The sequence below is a fragment of the Pseudomonas sp. FG36 genome, from assembly GCF_057809275.1.
Map to the genome: position 1 here is coordinate 66,179 of NZ_JBMDJQ010000004.1, position 15,335 is coordinate 81,513.

Below are 15,335 nucleotides of genomic sequence, written 5' to 3' on the forward strand. Positions count from 1 at the left end.
TCGCGGGGCAAGTCGCACCGGCGCACCGCCGCTGCGAGGTGCCCCGCGATTTGTTTAACCCTTGCCCTTGGTCCGCGTCTGATTCGGCCCGCTGTTCTTTTCCAGGTGCTCGATGATCATCCCGGCCACGTCCTTGCCGGTAGTCACCTCGATCCCCTCCAGGCCCGGCGATGAGTTCACCTCCATTACCAGTGGCCCATGGTTCGAGCGCAGGATATCCACACCCGCCACGCTCAGCCCCATCACCTTGGCCGCGCGAATCGCGGTCATGCGTTCTTCAGGGGTGATCTTGATCAGGCTGGCCACGCCCCCGCGGTGCAGGTTGGAGCGGAACTCGCCCGGCTTGGCCTGGCGCTTCATCGAGGCGATCACCTTGTCGCCGACCACGAAGCAGCGGATATCGGCGCCACCGGCCTCCTTGATGTACTCCTGGACCATGATGTTCTGCTTCAGGCCCATGAACGCCTCGATCACCGACTCGGCGGCCTTGGTGGTCTCGCACAGCACCACGCCGATGCCCTGGGTACCTTCCAGTACCTTGATCACCAGCGGCGCGCCATTGACCATCTGGATCAGGTCGGGGATGTCGTCCGGCGAGTGGGCGAAGCCGGTGACCGGCAGGCCAATACCGCGCCGCGACAGCAGTTGCAGCGAGCGCAGCTTGTCCCGCGAGCGGGCGATGGCCACCGATTCGTTGAGCGGGTAGACGCCCATCATCTCGAACTGGCGCAGCACCGCGCAGCCATAAAAGGTGACCGAGGCGCCGATGCGCGGTATGACCGCGTCGAAGCCTTCCAGGGGTTTGCCGCGGTAGTGGATCTGCGGCTTGTGGCTGGCAATGTTCATGTAGGCCCGAAGCGTGTCGATCACCACCACTTCGTGGCCGCGCTGGGTACCGGCCTCGACCAGGCGGCGGGTGGAATACAGACGCGGATTGCGCGACAGCACAGCGATCTTCATGCAGCACCTGTGACAGGGGAAAGGGTGGCCGCGAAGGCCGGTTTGTCCTGAACGTACTTGAGGCCGGGGTTGACCACCAGTTGGCCATGGATGAGCGCCTTCGAACCAAGCAGCAGGCGATAGCGCATGCTCTTGCGGCAGGCCAGGGTGAATTCGACCTCCCAGACCCGGTCACCGAGCGCCAGGGGCGTGCGGATCACATAGCGGGTCTGGGTATGGCCGTTGGAGCTCTTGATCGTCTTCATGGTGACCATGGGCGCTTCGCAGCGCCGGTGGCGCAGTTGCACCACCGAGCCCAGGTGGGCGGTGAAGCGTACCCATTGCTGGCCATCGCGCTCGAACGGCTCGACCTCCGTGGCGTGCAGGCTGGAGGTACTGGCGCCGGTGTCGATCTTGGCGCGCAGGCCGGCGACGCCGAGGCCGGGCAGGGCGACCCACTCGCGCAGGCCGATCACAGTCAGGTGGTCAAATGTCTTCACTAAGCGTGCCCTGCGGATAAGGAGGTGAACTGTAATGACGGCACGGACTTTTTGCATCTGTCAGTCACGGTAGTACAGTTCCGTGAAAGACAGAATTCGAGGAAAAACCATGGCACAAAAGCCTGAAGACGACGACAAGGTACGCCTGGACAAGTGGCTGTGGGCAGCGCGCTTCTACAAGACCCGCGCATTGGCCAAGGCGGCCATTGAAAGTGGCAAGGTGCACTGCCGGGGCGAGCGCTGCAAGCCGGGCAAGGAGCCACGGGTGGGCGATGAGTTCGTGTTGCGCACCGGTTTCGACGAGCGCACCGTGGTGGTCAGGGCGTTGTCGGTGGTGCGCCGTGGCGCGCCCGAAGCACAGACGTTGTACGAGGAAACCGCCGAGAGTGTGAAGCGCCGCGAGCAGGCCGCTGAAATGCGCAAGGCGGGGGCGATGGGCGTGACCACCGACGGGCGGCCGACCAAGAAGCAGCGCCGGCAGATTCACCAGCTGCACGGCAGTTTCGAGTGACGAGGGCCGCGTAGCGGCCCCGTGAACGATCAGGCGGCGCGAATCACGCTCATCCGCCCGATCAACGGCAACCTGCCCAGCAGGTCGAACAGCGGTGCCGTCCAGCGCAGCAACGCTGCGCTGCCTTTGGCCGCCAGCGGCGTGTAGCAGCTCCAGCCCAACGCCAGCACCGCCATCAGCAAACCGCCGATGTAGTCATCCTGCCCCCAGTGGGCACCGGCAACCAGGCGCGGCAGCATGAACAGCAGGGCCAGCCCCCACACCAGCAGGTACTGCAGCGGGCGGCGACTGAACAGGCTCATGAACAGTGCCCAGACCAGCAATACCGAGGCGTGATCCCCGGGGAAACTCTTGCTCGAGCGGTCCTTGAGTTCCCAGGCCGCCTCCAGGTTCGGGTAGTAGTCACTGAGGTGCACCACGTCGTCGAACATCATCGACGGGCTCTTGTGTTGCCACCCGGCTGCATCCACCCACTTGGAAAACAGCGCGCGAATCACCACTAAGAGGAGTAGCGTGACCAGAAAGCCGAAAAAGGCCTGGCGGACCTGGGCTGCCTTGAACACCCAGTCACCACGGATAAGCACTGCCAGAAGGATCAGGCCGACGACGATGTCGAACGGGCGCAGGCTGCCGACGGTCCAGATGTAGCGCCAGGTGGTGTTGTCTGCCAGCGGCGCATTCAGGCTGTGGAACAGCCACTCGTCGAATGTCAGGCAAAGGATCTGGCCAACGGGCCACAACCAGAAACACAGTAGTGCGATGGGCAGCAGGGTGCAGGCTGCCAAAGGTCCCCAGGACCACCTTGCTTGGAACAGTGGTCGATTGTCCATAAAATACCTCGATATCCAGCAGGAAGTGAGCGCCTTGTGAGCGCTCTGCGACAGACCTTTCAGTCTCCTGTAATTATTTTGTAACCATTTTCAGAAAGCCAGACAACCATGAGCGACTTGCCAGATACCGATTTCACCCAACGCTTCCTGTTCGACGACCGCGATGTGCGCGGCGAGATGGTCGTGCTCGAAAGCAGCTACGCCGAGGTGCTGGCCAAGCACGACTACCCGCAGCCGGTAAAGCATCTGCTCGGTGAGCTGATGGCCGCCGCCGCGCTGCTGGTCGGCACCCTGAAGTTCGACGGGTTGCTGGTGCTCCAGGCGCAGTCCCAGGGCCCGGTTCCGCTGCTGGCCATCGAGTACACCAGCGAGCACGACATCCGTGGCCTGGCGCGCTACGAGGCCGAGCAGATCAAGGCGGATGCCAGCCTTGCCGATCTGATGCCGGGTGGTCACCTGGTGCTGACCATCATTCCGGTCAACGGCCAGCGTTACCAGGGCACCGTCGAACTGGACGGCAAGGACCTGTCGGAGTGCTTCACCAACTACTTCGTCATGTCGCAGCAGGTGAACACCTGCATCTCCCTGGCCGCCGATGGCGCCCGCGCCCGTGGCCTGCTGGTGCAGCAGCTGCCGGCCGAGATCCACAAGGACAGCGAGGAGCGCGAGGAAAGCTGGGCCCACGTCAAGGCCCTGGCCAACACCGTGAAGATCGAGGAACTGCTCGGCCTGGACAACGAAACCGTGCTGCACCGCCTGTACCACGAAGACGCGGTTCGCCTGTTCGATATCCAGCCGCTACGCTTCCGCTGCAGCTGCTCGCGCGAGCGCTCCGGCAACGCCCTGGTCAGCCTCGGCGAGCAGGATGCCAATGCGTTGGTGGCCGAATGTGGCGGCCAGGTCGAGATCGATTGCCAGTTCTGCAACGAGCGTTATGTGTTCGACGCGAGCGATGTTGCGCAATTGTTTGCTGGCGGTGGCACCGAGGCGCCATCAGAAACTCAGCACTGAAACGGTTCACTACAGGAAATACTCCTGTCGAATTGCGCAAAAGCGCAGTTCTGACAGGAGGGGCCTACTTTTTTTGGGCTTTTCTGGCATAATCCGGCCACTTTTTTCGCTGTAGTAGTTTTTTCGAGACAACTACAAAACGTTTGGAGCACTCGGCCTCGGGCCGGATGGGGTATCTCATGACGCAAGCCAACAACACCGTGTACACCGACCTGAGCGTCGATGAGCTGGTAAAAGAAGCGCTGTCCCGCGGTGAAGGCGTGCTGGCCGATACCGGCGCGCTGGTGGTGGAAACCGGTCACCGCACCGGCCGTTCGCCGGCTGACCGTTTCATCGTCGAAGAACCTTCCACCCAGGACCAGATTGGCTGGGGCCCGATCAACCGCAAGTTCCCGGCCGACAAGTTCGATGCCCTGTGGGACCGCGTCGAGGCGTTCAACAACGCCCAGGATCACTTCGTTTCCTACGTTCACGTAGGCGCTGCCGCCGAGCACTACCTGCCGGTCAAGATGACCACCCAGACTGCCTGGCAGAACCTGTTCGGCCGTTGCCTGTTCATCAACCCGGCCCAGTACAACCCGGCTGGCCGCGATGAGTGGCAGGTCCTCAACGTCGCCAACTTCGAGTGCGTGCCAGAGCGTGACGGCACCAACTCCGACGGCTGCGTGATCATCAACTTCGCCCAGAAGAAAGTGCTGATCGCCGGCATGCGTTACGCCGGTGAAATGAAGAAAGCCATGTTCTCGGTGCAGAACTTCCTGCTGCCGGCCGCCGACGTGCTGCCGATGCACTGCGCCGCCAACATCGGCGAAGCGGGTGACGTCACCCTGTTCTTCGGCCTGTCCGGCACCGGCAAGACCACCCTGTCGGCCGACGAGAGCCGTTACCTGATCGGTGACGACGAGCACGGCTGGGGTGAGGGCGTGGTCTTCAACATCGAAGGCGGTTGCTATGCCAAGTGCATCGACCTGTCCGAGAAGAACGAGCCGGTCATCTGGAAAGCCATCAAGCACGGCGCGGTGCTGGAAAACGTCGTCATCGACGATGCCAAGCACGCCGACTACGCCGACGTGAGCCTGACCCAGAACAGCCGCGCTGCCTACCCGCTGACCCACGTGGCCAAGGTCTCCGAGAAGAACCTGGGCGGCGAGCCGAACGCAGTCATCTTCCTGACCTGCGATCTGACCGGCGTGCTGCCGCCAGTGTCGATCCTGAACAACGAGCAGGCGGCCTACCACTTCCTGTCCGGCTACACCGCGCTGGTCGGTTCCACCGAAATGGGTTCGGGCAGCGGCATCAAGTCGACCTTCTCCACCTGCTTCGGCGCACCGTTCTTCCCGCGCCCAGCCGGCGTCTACGCCGAGCTGCTGATCAAGCGCATCAAGGCGTTCGGCTCCAAGGTATACCTGGTCAACACTGGCTGGACCGGCGGTGGCTACGGCGTTGGCAAGCGCTTCAGCATCCCCACCACCCGTGGCGTGATCGCTGCCATCCAGAGCGGCGCGCTGGTCGGTGCAGAAACCGAGCACCTGGACATCATCAACCTGGACGTGCCGAAGGTCGTTCCGGGCGTCGAGACCGAGCTGCTCAACCCGCGCAACACCTGGGCTGACAAGGCTGCCTACGACGAAGCTGCCAAGGGCCTGGCCACTCTGTTCACCGAGAACTTCAAGAAGTTCGACGTTTCCGACGCCATCAAGGCCGCTGGTCCGCAGCTGTAAGCTGCTGCCGGTTCGGATAAGAAAGCCGTCCCTCGGGGCGGCTTTTTCGTGGTTGAAATCATGGTCACTGTTGCCGTGCATGCAGGATTCGGAGGATGTCGACTTCGTCATCCTGTACCTGATAGATCATCACGTAATTGGGCGTTACCACAATTTCGTGTGTATCAACGCATCTGCCGGGCTTGTACAGACGCGGATTGCGAGCGGCGCGTCTGGCCTTTTCCCTGAAGGCTTCATCCAGTGCCTCGGCCGCTGCCGGATTGTCTTGTGCAACGAGAGTCATGATGCGCAGACGGTCATTGCGAGCCATTGTCGACCAGACAAGGCGCATCAGCGGTTTTTGGCTCTCAGCTCGGCTCGGCGGGCGGCAAAGAACTTCTCGACCTCTTCGTCATCCAGCGCGGGTGAAGAATCGCGACGGCTTGCTTCGACCTGTTCGCTGAACCAGGCGTCGTAGGCCGCCGCCTCATGTGCCCTTTTGAGTGCCTGGGCGCGATCCGGCCGCTGATAGGTGGCGGTCTGTCGCGCATCCCATATCGAGCTATCGACTTCGAAATGGTCGATACCCAGGTCATGCAGGTAGCTGACCAGCGTCTCTAGCTTCTTGAACAGCCGCACGTTGCCGCTACGCTGTGCGGTGAGTACGTGCTCCTGATCGTCGACATCCACCTGAACAGCCCAGCCTCCGGGTTGCCCAACGATGTGGGTGGCGTTGATTCGACGGCTTTCAGCCAGGCGGCTGAGGTTGGCATGATCCAGTTGCAGAATCGGCACGGGGGTATGTCTCGGTTTCATGGGACGCGTACTATCTTATGCAATCTATTGTTGATTGCGACTATAGGCGTTCCCAAGCCTATGTGGGAAGCTTCGCTGACATGCAAAGGAAATAAGGTTGTTCTCATGACAGAATCCCCCCAACGCTCCGCCTTCTCCCATTTCCACCCCATCCTCACCCGTCCCCAGGACAACGACCACAACGGCCACCTCGCCGGCTCAACCGTGCATGCCTGCTTCGAAACCGCGATCCAGGCCTTCCTGGTCGAACAGGCCGAGCTGGACCTGCGCGACGGTGAGCTGGCCGGTTTCGTCGTGAGTTCGGCGGCAGACTTCTTCGCCTTGCCTGGCTTTCCCGACGTGCTTGAGGTGGGCCTGGGGGTGACTCGTCTGGCGGGCAGCACCGTTGAGTTCCGCCTGGCGCTGTTCCGCCCGGGCGAGGCCGAAGCCTGTGCGGCGGGCAGCGTGGTGCAGGTGTTCATCGAGCGTGCGTCGGGCCGCCCGGCGGCACTGCCGGAAACGCTGCAACTGATCCTCGCCGGGCTGTCGCTCAATCGTTGAGGCGAATGATCCCTTCGCGCACGGCGAACAGCACCAGGCCGGGCACGTCGTGGATCTGCAGACGGTGCATGATCTGCGAGCGGTGCGCCTCGACGGTCTTGATGCTCAACCCCAGGCCGTCGGCGATGGAGCGGGTGGTCTCGCCCCGGGCGATCAGGCGCAGGATTTCCAGCTGGCGGGTGGTCAGGGGCGGCGGCTGGACCTGGTTGGCAACGCGCTTGCGGCTGTGCTTGAGGGCCTGGCCGATGACCATCGGCAGCACCGCCGAAGACAGGTACTGGCCACCGCCGCGCAGGGTCTGCAGGGCTTGCTCCAGCTCGGTTACCGTGGCGTTCTTGAGCAGGAAACCATGGGCGCCGAGCTGCAGGCAGCTCATCACATGCTCGAGCTCCGAGCGCGGCGAGAACATCAGCACCCGGCTGGCGGGGGCGCGGATGAACAGTTCCTGCAGGGCCTGCTGGCTGTCCAGCTCGCCGCTCATGTCGAGCACCACGATGTCCGGCTTGAGCTTTTCGGCCAGGCTCACGGCACTCATGGCATCACCGGTATCGCCCACCACGACGAAATCTTTCTTCTGCTCCAGCAAGGCACGCAAGCCGGCGCGGAAGAGGGGCGAATGATCGGCAAGCAGGATTCGGCAAGGCATGGATTAGGGCCTGTTTCGCAAGGGAAGGGGGGCGGCAGGCCTGCTCGATCCGAAAGCGCACTGCCGCGCAACTGCGCGATCAGTCCTTGTCTGCCGATTGGCGCGGCAGTGCCTCTTATCATAGGCGTTCGAACACCGACGGCAGTAGCGGGCGCAGGGGCAGACCCAGCGCGTGGACGCTTTCGCTATGGCCGATGATCAGCAGGCCACCGGGGCGCAGGTGCGCCAGCAACTGCTGGAGCACCTCGCTCTTGTAGCGTGGCGCCAGGCTCGACAGCAGGTTGCGCAGCAAGATGACGTCGAAGCTGCCGAGGTGGGCAGGCAGGGGCCGGATCAGGTTGATGGCCTCGAAGCGTACCTGTTCGCGCAGGGCGGGCGCGATGCGTAGCCGCTCTGCCATCTCGCCGACGCCGCACAGGCAGTGGCGGGCCAGCCAGCCCTCGGGGAAGTAGCGGGCCTGGGCGATGTCGTAGATGCCGGCGCCTGCGGTTTCCAGCAGTTGCGGGTCGAAGTCGCTGGCCAGTACCTGCCAGCCTGGGTGACGGGCTTTTTCGGCGGCGACCATGGCCAGGCTCCAGGCTTCTTCGCCGGTGGCACAGGCTGCGCTCCACAGGCGTGCGGGGTGGTCGAGGTCGGCCAGCCAGCCGGCCAGGCATTCGAAATGGCGATGTTCACGAAAGAAGTAACTGTCGCGGGCGACCAGCAGGCGCAGCAGATGCTCGTGCTCGTCGGTGCCCTCCGGGCTTTCGAGCAAGCCGAGGTAATGCTCGTAGTTAGCCAGGCCCAGGGCCTTCAGGCGCTTGTGCAGACGTGCCGCGACCACGGCCCGGCGATCATCGGCCAGTTGCACGCCGGTAGCCTGCATCACGCGCTGGCGTATCGACGCAAAGCCGGCTTCGCTGAGCAGTGGCGGGCGGCGGCTGGGCATCCTTCAGCCTCTCCTGGCCCGGGGCAGACAGATGAGATTGGTGAAGGTCGCGCGCATTCCCTGCGTCCTGTACGTGGTCGAAACAGCGATGATAACTAGTGGCTAGTGGCCTCCATATCGGGGTGGCCCTTAATCCCTTGGCGTGCCTGCAAAAGAAAAGGCCCTGCCGGTGAGGGCAGGGCCTTAGGCGTCAGGCGTAAGCCTGGCGATCAGTCATGGCGCCAGTGGCGCTTGTGCTTGCGGTGGCCGTAGTGATGGCCGCGGTCGTAATGACGGCGGTCATCGTAGTCACGACGGTAGCGGCGCGACTCATGACGCTCGTCTTCGTCGGCCTTGTTGCCCATATAGTTACCCAGTGCGCCACCAGCGCCACCGCCGGCCGCCGCACCGATGTAGCTACCGGTGGTACCACCCACCGAGCGACCCACCACGTTGCCGCCGGCCGCGCCCAGTGCGCCACCGATGGCCGCTTCGCCGCGCTGGCGCTTGTCGGCACCCAGGGCACCGCCGGCCGCGCCGCCCAGACCGGCACCGATGGCGCCGCCGGTGCTACCACCGATGGAGTTGCCCACCACGGAGCCCAGTACCCCACCCAATGCGCCGCCAATGCCGGCCTCGGTGGTGCCGCCTGCCATGGCAACGCCGCTGAGCAGACCGAAAGACAACAACAGAATCGAGGAGTACTTCTTCATCAAGAGAGCCTCAGAGGGATGACGAAGCGGAATTTGAGGCTCGGCGAAGCGGCTGGCAATCGGAATCCGACGAGTAGCACGAGTTGTACACAATTCTCTAAGTTATTGAATTATGTATGAAACTTTCTCGATTTTCGCTTGTCTGAGGTACTTATGACAAAGCCCTGAACCGTTGCGGAACAGGGCTTTTTTGTGGGCAGCGTTCAGCTTTGCCGGGCGCGAATCAGATGATGCGACCGTCGTCCCGCGCGCGCTCCAGCTTGATGGCGATGAACTTCGACGTCGGCGTGTGGCTGCCGTCACCGATGCTCTCCAGCGGCACCAGCGGATTCACCTCCGGGTAGTAGGCCGCCGCCTGGCCGGCGGGGATGTCGAACGCCAGCAGGGTGAATCCCTGCACCCGGCGTACATGCTCATCGCCCCACAGCGATACGATGTCGACCTTCTGCCCCGGCTGGAAGCCCAGGCGGACGATGTCGGCCTCGTTGGCGAACAGCACGTCGCGCTGGCCGCGCACGCCACGATAACGGTCGTCCATGCCGTAGATGGTGGTGTTGTACTGATCGTGCGAGCGCATCGACTGCATGATCAGGTCCGGGAGCTGGCCGCTGGCGCGCACGCGCTCGTCGAGCAGGCTGTCCGGCAGGAGATTGGCCTTGAAGTTGGCGCGGCCGCTGGCGGTCTTCCACTGGCGGCTGCCGGCGCTGTTGCCCAGGTAGAAGCCGCCGGGCAGGCGCAGACGCTCGTTGAAGTCGGCGAAGCCCGGGATGGTGTCGGCGATCAGGTCGCGGATGCGGTCGTAGTCGGCCACCAGCCAGTGCCAGTCCACTGGCTGCTTGCCCAGGGTGGCGGCGGCGATGCCGGCAACCACGGCTGGCTCCGAGCGCATCTGCCTGGACAGTGGCTTGAGCTGGCCGTTGGACGCGTGGACCATGCTGAAGGAGTCCTCCACCGTCACAGCCTGCGGGCCTTCGCCCTGCAGGTCGATGTCGGTGCGGCCCAGGCACGGCAGGATCAACGCCTGTTTGCCGTGAATCAGGTGGCTGCGGTTGAGCTTGGTGCTGATGTGCACGGTCAACTCGCAGTTGCGCAGCGCCTGGGCGGTGCGCTCGGTGTCCGGCGTTGCCTGGGCGAAGTTGCCGCCCAAGCCGATGAATACCTTGGCCCGGCCTTCCAGCATGGCGTGAATGGCCTCGACGGTGTTGTGACCGTTGTGGCGTGGCACCGGGAAGCCGAAGCGTTTTTCGATGGCATCGAGCAGGAACACCGGTGGGCGTTCGTTGATGCCCATGGTGCGGTCGCCCTGCACGTTGCTGTGGCCGCGCACCGGGCACAGGCCGGCGCCCGGTACCCCGAGGTTGCCGCGCAGCAGCATCAGGTTGACGATTTCCTGGATGGTCGGCACCGAGTGGCGGTGCTGGGTGATGCCCATGGCCCAGCACATGATCACGCGTTTGCCTTTGCAGTACATGCGTGCCGACAGCTCGATATCGGCCAGGGTCAGCCCGGACTGGGCCTGGATCTGCTCCCATGGAGTAGCGTCGACCACCGCCAGGTAGTCGTCCACGCCATGGCCGTGTTCGGCGATGAAGGCATGATCGAAGATCGCCGGCGCGCCGCTGGCCTGGGCCTCACGCTCCCATTGCAGCAGGAACTTGGCCATGCCGCGCAGCAGCGCCATGTCGCCGCCCAGCGCCGGGCGGAAGAATGCGGTGTTGGTCGGGCGGTCGCTGTTGGTCAGCATCTCCAACGGGTTCTGCGGGTGCTGGAAGCGTTCCAGGCCACGCTCCTTGAGCGGGTTGACGCACACCACCTGGGCGCCGCGTTTCACCGCGTCACGCAGCGGGTCGAGCATGCGGGGGTGGTTGGTGCCGGGGTTCTGGCCCCAGACGAAGATCGTGTCGGCGTGCTCGAAATCGTCGTAGGTGACCGTGCCCTTGCCCACGCCGACGCTCTGGCCCAAGGCCACGCCGCTGGCCTCGTGGCACATGTTCGAGCAGTCGGGGAAATTGTTGGTGCCGTAGGCGCGCACGAACAGCTGGTAGAGATAGGCCGCCTCGTTGCTGGCCCGGCCGGAGGTATAGAACTCGGCCTGGTCGGGGCTTGCCAGGTTGTTCAGGTGCCGGGCGATCAGGGCGAAGGCGGCGTCCCAGTCGATCGGCCGGTAACGGTCGGTGATCGGGTCATAGACCATTGGCTCGGTCAGTCGGCCCTGATACTCGAGCCAGTAGTCGCTCTGCCCCAGCAGCGCGCTCACGCTGTAGCGGGCGAAGAACGCGGCGTCCACCCGGCGCTTGGTGGCTTCCCAGTTGACCGCCTTGGCGCCGTTCTCGCAGAACTTGACCATGCCGCTTTCGGGCGAGTCGCCCCAGGCGCAGCCGGGGCAGTCGAAGCCGCCGTTCTGGTTGGTCTTGAGCAGGGCGCGGATGTTCTTCAGGGCGTTGTCGCTACCCACCCAGGCCTTGGCCACGCTGCGCAGCGCACCCCAGCCTCCGGCGGGGCCGGGATAAGGTTTGTAGCGAGGGGTGGAGGCGGGGGCGTTGTCTGGCAGTTTTTCGTAGGAGGTCACGGCTGTTGCTACTCCGCCGCTGGGCTGAACACCCGCGGTGCGCTGTGTTTGGGCAGATGAATGAGGTTGAGGTTGTGCTTGCGGGCCCATTGCAGGGCCAGGCCGGTGGGCGCGGAAAGGCTCACCAGGGTCTGGATGCCGGCGCGCAGGACCTTCTGGATCAGTTCCAGGCTGCAGCGGCTGGTGACGATGGCCAGCCCCCCTTGGGTCTCGATGCGCTGGCGCATCAGGGCGCCGATCAGCTTGTCCAGGGCGTTGTGCCGGCCAATGTCCTCGCGGCCCAGCAGCAGCTGGCCGTCGCGGTCCATGAACAGTGCCGCGTGCACCGCGCCGCAGTGCTGGCCCAATGGCTGGAAGGCATCGATGCGCAGGCGCAGGTCCTTGAGCCAGTGGGCAGGCGGCAGCGGCGCGCCGGGCAGCACATTCAGCTCGGGCAGCGCCTGCTCCAATGCCTCGACACCGCACAGGCCGCAACCGCTGGTGCCGGCCAGTTGGCGGCGCTGGTTCTTCAGGTTCCAGAAGGCGCGGCTGGAGATCTCCAGGTCGGCGTAGAGCGCCGAACCGCTGCCGGAGAGCTTCACGTCGTAGATTTCCTCGGTACCGGCAACGATGCCGCTGCCGACGCTGAAACCGACGGCGAAGTCTTCCAGGTCGGTCGGGCTGACCAGCATCACCGCCTGGTTCAGGCCGTTGTAGACGATCGCCAACGCCACTTCCTCGGCCAGCGGGGTATTGTCGCGGGCGGCATCGGAAAGCTGGACATAGTCGTAGGTGTTGCTGGCGGCGGGCAGGGCGAGAGGCGTTGACGCCGCACAGACCGGTGGCTTGCTGTTCATCGGCTCGAATACCGGCTGGCAGTTTGACCCCACAAGCCTAGGCCCCTGTGCAGATGGCGTCTAATCGCTAGCGTCTATCCCGTGATAGAGCGCGTCGATTGGTCGCACCGGGGCGGGTTGGCCGATCCTGGCCTAGACTCCTGCTTCCATGGATTCACCATCAAAGGAGCGCCACATGAGCCTGTTCAGTTTCGTGAAGGAAGCCGGCGAGAAGTTGATCGACCTGCTGACGCCGGGCAATGCCAACGCCGAGGAACAGTTGAAGAAACACGTCCAGGACGTTGGCCTGGGCAACCCGAACATCTCGGCCACTGTAGAGGGTGACAAGGTTATCCTCAAGGGTGAGGTAAGCAGCCAGGAAGAGAAAGAGAAGATCATCCTGGCGGCCGGCAACATCGCCGGCGTGGCCTCGGTGGATGACCAGATCACCGTTACCGGGCCAATTGCTCAAGCTGCCCGGTTCGTCGAGGTCGAGAAGGGTGACACCCTGAGTGCCATCTCCAAGCGAGTCTATGGGGATGCCAACAAGTACAACAAGATCTTCGAGGCGAACAAGCCGATGCTCAAACATCCGGACAAGATCTATCCGGGGCAAGTGCTGCGTATTCCCGACTGACGTCAATCGCGGGGCTAGCCCGCTCCCACACCAGCCGTGGGAGCGGGCCTTACAGCCCAGCAAGCAATTCCCGGTAATCCTCTACTGCCGCGAACTCCTGGGTATCGCGTGGCTCGGCCCGACTATCCGGCTGGCGCACAGCCAGCAGGTGCCCCACGCCAAATAGCCGGGCACTGCGCAGAATCGCCAGGGTGTCATCGATGAACAGGCTGCGCGCCGGCTCGAAGCCGATGTCTGCCTGCAGCGCATCCCAGAACTGCGGACTCTCCTTCGGATAGCCATAGTCGTGCGAGCTGATCAGCCGTTCGAAGTACGGTGCCAGTTCCACCCGCTCCAGCTTCAACGACAGCGAATCGCGGTGGGCGTTGGTGATCATCACCACCCGCTTGCCGGCTTTGCGAATGGCGGCGAGGAAGGTATCGGCATCCGGCTTCAAGGCGATCAGGTCGGCGATCTCCAGCTTGAGCTCGCGGATCGGCAGGCGCAGTTCACGGCTCCAGAAGTCCAGGCAGTACCAGTTGAGCGTGCCGGCATGCTGTTCGAACAGCGGGCGCAGCTCGAGCTCGGCCATGGCCCGGCTCACGCCATGCAGCTCGGCGTAGCGCTGGGGCAGGTGCTCCAGCCAGAAGCGGTTGTCGTAATGCAGGTCGAGCAGGGTACCGTCCATGTCCAGCAGGACGGTATCGATGGCGGACCAGGGAAGAACGGGCATGGGAAATTCTCGATCAGTCGGCAAGCCACGGTATAGTAACCCGTTCACGCCAAGGAGCCGCCCCATGCGCCAGAAACCCACCGTCCTCAGCCGCGAGATCGTCGCCAGCAGCCGCCTGTTCCGCGTTGAAGCCGTGCAGTTGCGCTTCTCCAACGGCACCGAGCGCACCTATGAGCGGCTGGTCGGCCGTGGCAATGGCTATGGCGCAGTGATGATCGTGGCCATGCTCGATGCCGAGCATGCGGTGCTGGTTGAGGAATACTGTGGCGGTACCGACGAATACGAGCTGTCGTTGCCCAAGGGCCTGATCGAGCCGGGCGAGGACGTGCTCGCCGCCGCCGACCGGGAGCTCAAGGAAGAAGCCGGTTTTGGCGCGCGTCAGCTGGAACACCTGACCGAGCTGTCGCTGTCGCCCGGCTACATGAGCCAGAAGATCCAGGTGGTCCTGGCCACCGACCTGTATGAAGAGCGCCTGGAAGGCGACGAGCCCGAGCCGATGCGGGTCGACAAGGTCAACCTGCGCGAGCTCTCGGCCCTGGCCATGCACCCGCAGTTCAGCGAAGGCCGGGCACTGGCGGCGCTGTACCTGGCCCGTGACCTGCTGATCCAGCGTGGGGTGCTCAGCGTATGAATGATCGGCAACTGATGCAGGACGTGGTCAAGCTCGCCCTGTTGGCTGGCGAGGCGATCCTGCCGTTTTGGCGCGCTGACGTGGCGGTAAGCAACAAGGCCGACGATTCACCGGTGACCGCTGCCGACCTGGCGGCCCATCGGGTTATCGCCGATGGCTTGCAGGCGTTGGCGCCACAAATTCCGGTGCTTTCCGAGGAGGACTGCGATATCCCGCTGGCAACCCGCGCAGGCTGGCAGCGTTGGTGGCTGGTCGATCCTTTGGATGGCACCAAGGAGTTCATCGCCGGTAGCGAGGAGTTCACCGTCAACGTCGCGCTGATTGAAAACGGCGAGGTGGTGTTCGGTGTGGTGGCGATGCCGACCAATGGCCGCTGTTACTTCGGTGGGCGCGAGTTCGGTACCTGGAAGACCGAGCGTGACGAAGAGGCTCAACCGATCCAGGTGCGTAATGCCCCACCGGCACAGGAGCGGTTTACCGTCGTCGCCAGCCGTCGGCATTCGAGCCCGGAGCAGGAAGCGCTGCTGGCGGGGCTTGGGAGTGCGGTGGGAGAGCTGGAACTGGCCAACATCGGCAGCTCCTTGAAGTTCTGCCTGCTCGCCGAAGGCAGTGCCGACTGTTATCCACGGCTGGCACCGACCTCGCAGTGGGATACCGCGGCTGCACAGGGCGTGCTGGAAGGTGCCGGGGGCGAGGTGATCGGGCTGGACGGGTTGCCGTTCCGCTACCCACCGCGTGAGTCGCTGCTCAATCCGTTCTTCCTGGCGTTGCCCCGCGCTGCGCAGTGGCGACAGGCGTTCGTCGAGCTGGCGCGTACGATCGAGGTTTGAATTGTCGGGGCGCGAAGCGCCCCCAGCT

Annotated in this window: 18 protein-coding genes; 7 read left to right on the top strand and 11 right to left on the bottom strand. The window is 63.9% G+C overall.

What is annotated here, in order from left to right; all coding sequences use genetic code 11:
• Window positions 1–54 precede the first annotated feature (54 nt).
• Both rimK and rimB read right to left on the bottom strand, forming a co-directional pair.
• Complete coding sequence (rimK, locus tag ACODS9_RS05400; RefSeq protein WP_046857513.1) at window positions 55–960, bottom strand: 30S ribosomal protein S6--L-glutamate ligase; 906 nt, start codon at window positions 958–960, stop codon at window positions 55–57.
• Window positions 957–1,439 (bottom strand): retropepsin-like aspartic endopeptidase RimB, encoded by a 483-nt coding sequence (gene rimB / locus ACODS9_RS05405; protein ID WP_489093443.1) that lies wholly within the window; start codon window positions 1,437–1,439, stop codon window positions 957–959. Before rimB ends, rimK begins: the two co-directional genes overlap by 4 nt.
• A 109-nt stretch (window positions 1,440–1,548) precedes the next feature.
• Between rimB and ACODS9_RS05410 the strand changes: the two genes are divergently transcribed.
• Entirely contained in the window at window positions 1,549–1,950 is a 402-nt protein-coding gene (locus ACODS9_RS05410; RefSeq protein ID WP_038707163.1) for an RNA-binding S4 domain-containing protein, read from the top strand.
• Between the two features lie 29 nt (window positions 1,951–1,979).
• Here the strand turns inward: ACODS9_RS05410 and ACODS9_RS05415 are convergent, their stop codons facing one another.
• Complete coding sequence (locus tag ACODS9_RS05415; RefSeq protein ID WP_489093444.1) at window positions 1,980–2,780, bottom strand: phosphatase PAP2 family protein; 801 nt, start codon at window positions 2,778–2,780, stop codon at window positions 1,980–1,982.
• A gap of 108 nt (window positions 2,781–2,888) precedes the next feature.
• On the opposite strand from ACODS9_RS05415, the gene hslO reads away from it, so the two are divergent.
• Window positions 2,889–3,791 (top strand): Hsp33 family molecular chaperone HslO, encoded by a 903-nt coding sequence (gene hslO, locus ACODS9_RS05420; RefSeq protein WP_110700172.1) that lies wholly within the window; start codon window positions 2,889–2,891, stop codon window positions 3,789–3,791.
• Between the two features lie 179 nt (window positions 3,792–3,970).
• Window positions 3,971–5,512, top strand: a complete 1,542-nt coding sequence (locus ACODS9_RS05425) for a phosphoenolpyruvate carboxykinase (protein ID WP_367857406.1) — start codon at window positions 3,971–3,973, stop codon at window positions 5,510–5,512.
• A 64-nt stretch (window positions 5,513–5,576) separates the two neighbouring features.
• Here the strand turns inward: ACODS9_RS05425 and ACODS9_RS05430 are convergent, their stop codons facing one another.
• Window positions 5,577–5,843, bottom strand: a complete 267-nt coding sequence (locus ACODS9_RS05430) for a type II toxin-antitoxin system RelE/ParE family toxin (RefSeq protein WP_489093445.1) — start codon at window positions 5,841–5,843, stop codon at window positions 5,577–5,579.
• Window positions 5,843–6,286, bottom strand: a complete 444-nt coding sequence (locus ACODS9_RS05435) for a hypothetical protein (RefSeq protein WP_489093446.1) — start codon at window positions 6,284–6,286, stop codon at window positions 5,843–5,845. The genes ACODS9_RS05430 and ACODS9_RS05435 overlap by 1 nt, the downstream gene beginning before the upstream one ends.
• Window positions 6,287–6,412: 126 nt before the next feature.
• Between ACODS9_RS05435 and ACODS9_RS05440 the strand changes: the two genes are divergently transcribed.
• Window positions 6,413–6,847, top strand: a complete 435-nt coding sequence (locus ACODS9_RS05440) for an acyl-CoA thioesterase (RefSeq protein ID WP_046857508.1) — start codon at window positions 6,413–6,415, stop codon at window positions 6,845–6,847.
• Here the strand turns inward: ACODS9_RS05440 and ACODS9_RS05445 are convergent.
• The 5 genes from ACODS9_RS05445 to fdhD form a co-directional block, all read right to left on the bottom strand.
• Window positions 6,837–7,493: a response regulator gene (locus ACODS9_RS05445; RefSeq protein WP_046857507.1), complete on the bottom strand. Its 657-nt coding sequence runs from the start codon at window positions 7,491–7,493 to the stop codon at window positions 6,837–6,839. The two genes, ACODS9_RS05440 and ACODS9_RS05445, sit on opposite strands and share 11 nt — an antisense overlap.
• Before the next feature lie 118 nt (window positions 7,494–7,611).
• Complete coding sequence (locus ACODS9_RS05450; RefSeq protein ID WP_489093447.1) at window positions 7,612–8,421, bottom strand: CheR family methyltransferase; 810 nt, start codon at window positions 8,419–8,421, stop codon at window positions 7,612–7,614.
• Between the two features lie 209 nt (window positions 8,422–8,630).
• Window positions 8,631–9,113, bottom strand: a complete 483-nt coding sequence (locus ACODS9_RS05455; protein WP_046857505.1) for a glycine zipper domain-containing protein — start codon at window positions 9,111–9,113, stop codon at window positions 8,631–8,633.
• 223 nt (window positions 9,114–9,336) lie between these two features.
• Complete coding sequence (locus tag ACODS9_RS05460) at window positions 9,337–11,682, bottom strand: FdhF/YdeP family oxidoreductase (RefSeq protein ID WP_046857504.1); 2,346 nt, start codon at window positions 11,680–11,682, stop codon at window positions 9,337–9,339.
• An 8-nt stretch (window positions 11,683–11,690) separates the two neighbouring features.
• Window positions 11,691–12,518 carry a formate dehydrogenase accessory sulfurtransferase FdhD gene (gene fdhD / locus ACODS9_RS05465; RefSeq protein ID WP_489093448.1) on the bottom strand — a complete coding sequence of 276 codons (828 nt, stop codon included), beginning with the start codon at window positions 12,516–12,518 and terminating at the stop codon, window positions 11,691–11,693.
• Window positions 12,519–12,693: 175 nt separating this feature from the next.
• On the opposite strand from fdhD, the gene lysM reads away from it, so the two are divergent.
• Window positions 12,694–13,134, top strand: a complete 441-nt coding sequence (gene lysM, locus ACODS9_RS05470; protein WP_401107558.1) for a peptidoglycan-binding protein LysM — start codon at window positions 12,694–12,696, stop codon at window positions 13,132–13,134.
• Between the two features lie 49 nt (window positions 13,135–13,183).
• Here lysM and yrfG read toward each other — a convergent pair whose 3' ends face one another.
• The gene (yrfG, locus tag ACODS9_RS05475; protein ID WP_401107561.1) at window positions 13,184–13,846 is read right to left on the bottom strand and encodes a GMP/IMP nucleotidase; all 663 of its coding nucleotides are present in this window, start codon (window positions 13,844–13,846) and stop codon (window positions 13,184–13,186) included.
• A 64-nt stretch (window positions 13,847–13,910) separates the two neighbouring features.
• Here yrfG and nudE point away from each other — a divergent pair, with 64 nt between their 5' ends.
• Together nudE and cysQ are read left to right on the top strand one after the other, a co-directional pair.
• On the top strand, window positions 13,911–14,477 hold the full coding sequence (gene nudE, locus ACODS9_RS05480) for an ADP compounds hydrolase NudE (protein WP_023630347.1): 567 nt from the start codon (window positions 13,911–13,913) through the stop codon (window positions 14,475–14,477).
• The gene (gene cysQ / locus ACODS9_RS05485; RefSeq protein WP_489093449.1) at window positions 14,474–15,307 is read left to right on the top strand and encodes a 3'(2'),5'-bisphosphate nucleotidase CysQ; all 834 of its coding nucleotides are present in this window, start codon (window positions 14,474–14,476) and stop codon (window positions 15,305–15,307) included. The genes nudE and cysQ overlap by 4 nt, the downstream gene beginning before the upstream one ends.
• The last annotated feature ends 28 nt before the right edge of the window (window positions 15,308–15,335 follow it).

What these genes read in the sequence shown, in the direction of transcription:
- cysQ (WP_489093449.1), top strand. Translation starts at nt 14,474, where the DNA reads ATGAATGATCGGCAACTGATGCAGGACGTGGTCAAGCTCGCCCTGTTG.
- fdhD (WP_489093448.1), bottom strand. Translation starts at nt 12,518, where the DNA reads ATGAACAGCAAGCCACCGGTCTGTGCGGCGTCAACGCCTCTCGCCCTG.
- lysM (WP_401107558.1), top strand. Translation starts at nt 12,694, where the DNA reads ATGAGCCTGTTCAGTTTCGTGAAGGAAGCCGGCGAGAAGTTGATCGAC.
- ACODS9_RS05455 (WP_046857505.1), bottom strand. Translation starts at nt 9,113, where the DNA reads ATGAAGAAGTACTCCTCGATTCTGTTGTTGTCTTTCGGTCTGCTCAGC.
- ACODS9_RS05430 (WP_489093445.1), bottom strand. Translation starts at nt 5,843, where the DNA reads ATGCGCCTTGTCTGGTCGACAATGGCTCGCAATGACCGTCTGCGCATC.
- ACODS9_RS05445 (WP_046857507.1), bottom strand. Translation starts at nt 7,493, where the DNA reads ATGCCTTGCCGAATCCTGCTTGCCGATCATTCGCCCCTCTTCCGCGCC.
- rimK (WP_046857513.1), bottom strand. Translation starts at nt 960, where the DNA reads ATGAAGATCGCTGTGCTGTCGCGCAATCCGCGTCTGTATTCCACCCGC.
- ACODS9_RS05410 (WP_038707163.1), top strand. Translation starts at nt 1,549, where the DNA reads ATGGCACAAAAGCCTGAAGACGACGACAAGGTACGCCTGGACAAGTGG.
- hslO (WP_110700172.1), top strand. Translation starts at nt 2,889, where the DNA reads ATGAGCGACTTGCCAGATACCGATTTCACCCAACGCTTCCTGTTCGAC.
- nudE (WP_023630347.1), top strand. Translation starts at nt 13,911, where the DNA reads ATGCGCCAGAAACCCACCGTCCTCAGCCGCGAGATCGTCGCCAGCAGC.
- ACODS9_RS05415 (WP_489093444.1), bottom strand. Translation starts at nt 2,780, where the DNA reads ATGGACAATCGACCACTGTTCCAAGCAAGGTGGTCCTGGGGACCTTTG.
- ACODS9_RS05425 (WP_367857406.1), top strand. Translation starts at nt 3,971, where the DNA reads ATGACGCAAGCCAACAACACCGTGTACACCGACCTGAGCGTCGATGAG.
- ACODS9_RS05440 (WP_046857508.1), top strand. Translation starts at nt 6,413, where the DNA reads ATGACAGAATCCCCCCAACGCTCCGCCTTCTCCCATTTCCACCCCATC.
- yrfG (WP_401107561.1), bottom strand. Translation starts at nt 13,846, where the DNA reads ATGCCCGTTCTTCCCTGGTCCGCCATCGATACCGTCCTGCTGGACATG.
- ACODS9_RS05450 (WP_489093447.1), bottom strand. Translation starts at nt 8,421, where the DNA reads ATGCCCAGCCGCCGCCCGCCACTGCTCAGCGAAGCCGGCTTTGCGTCG.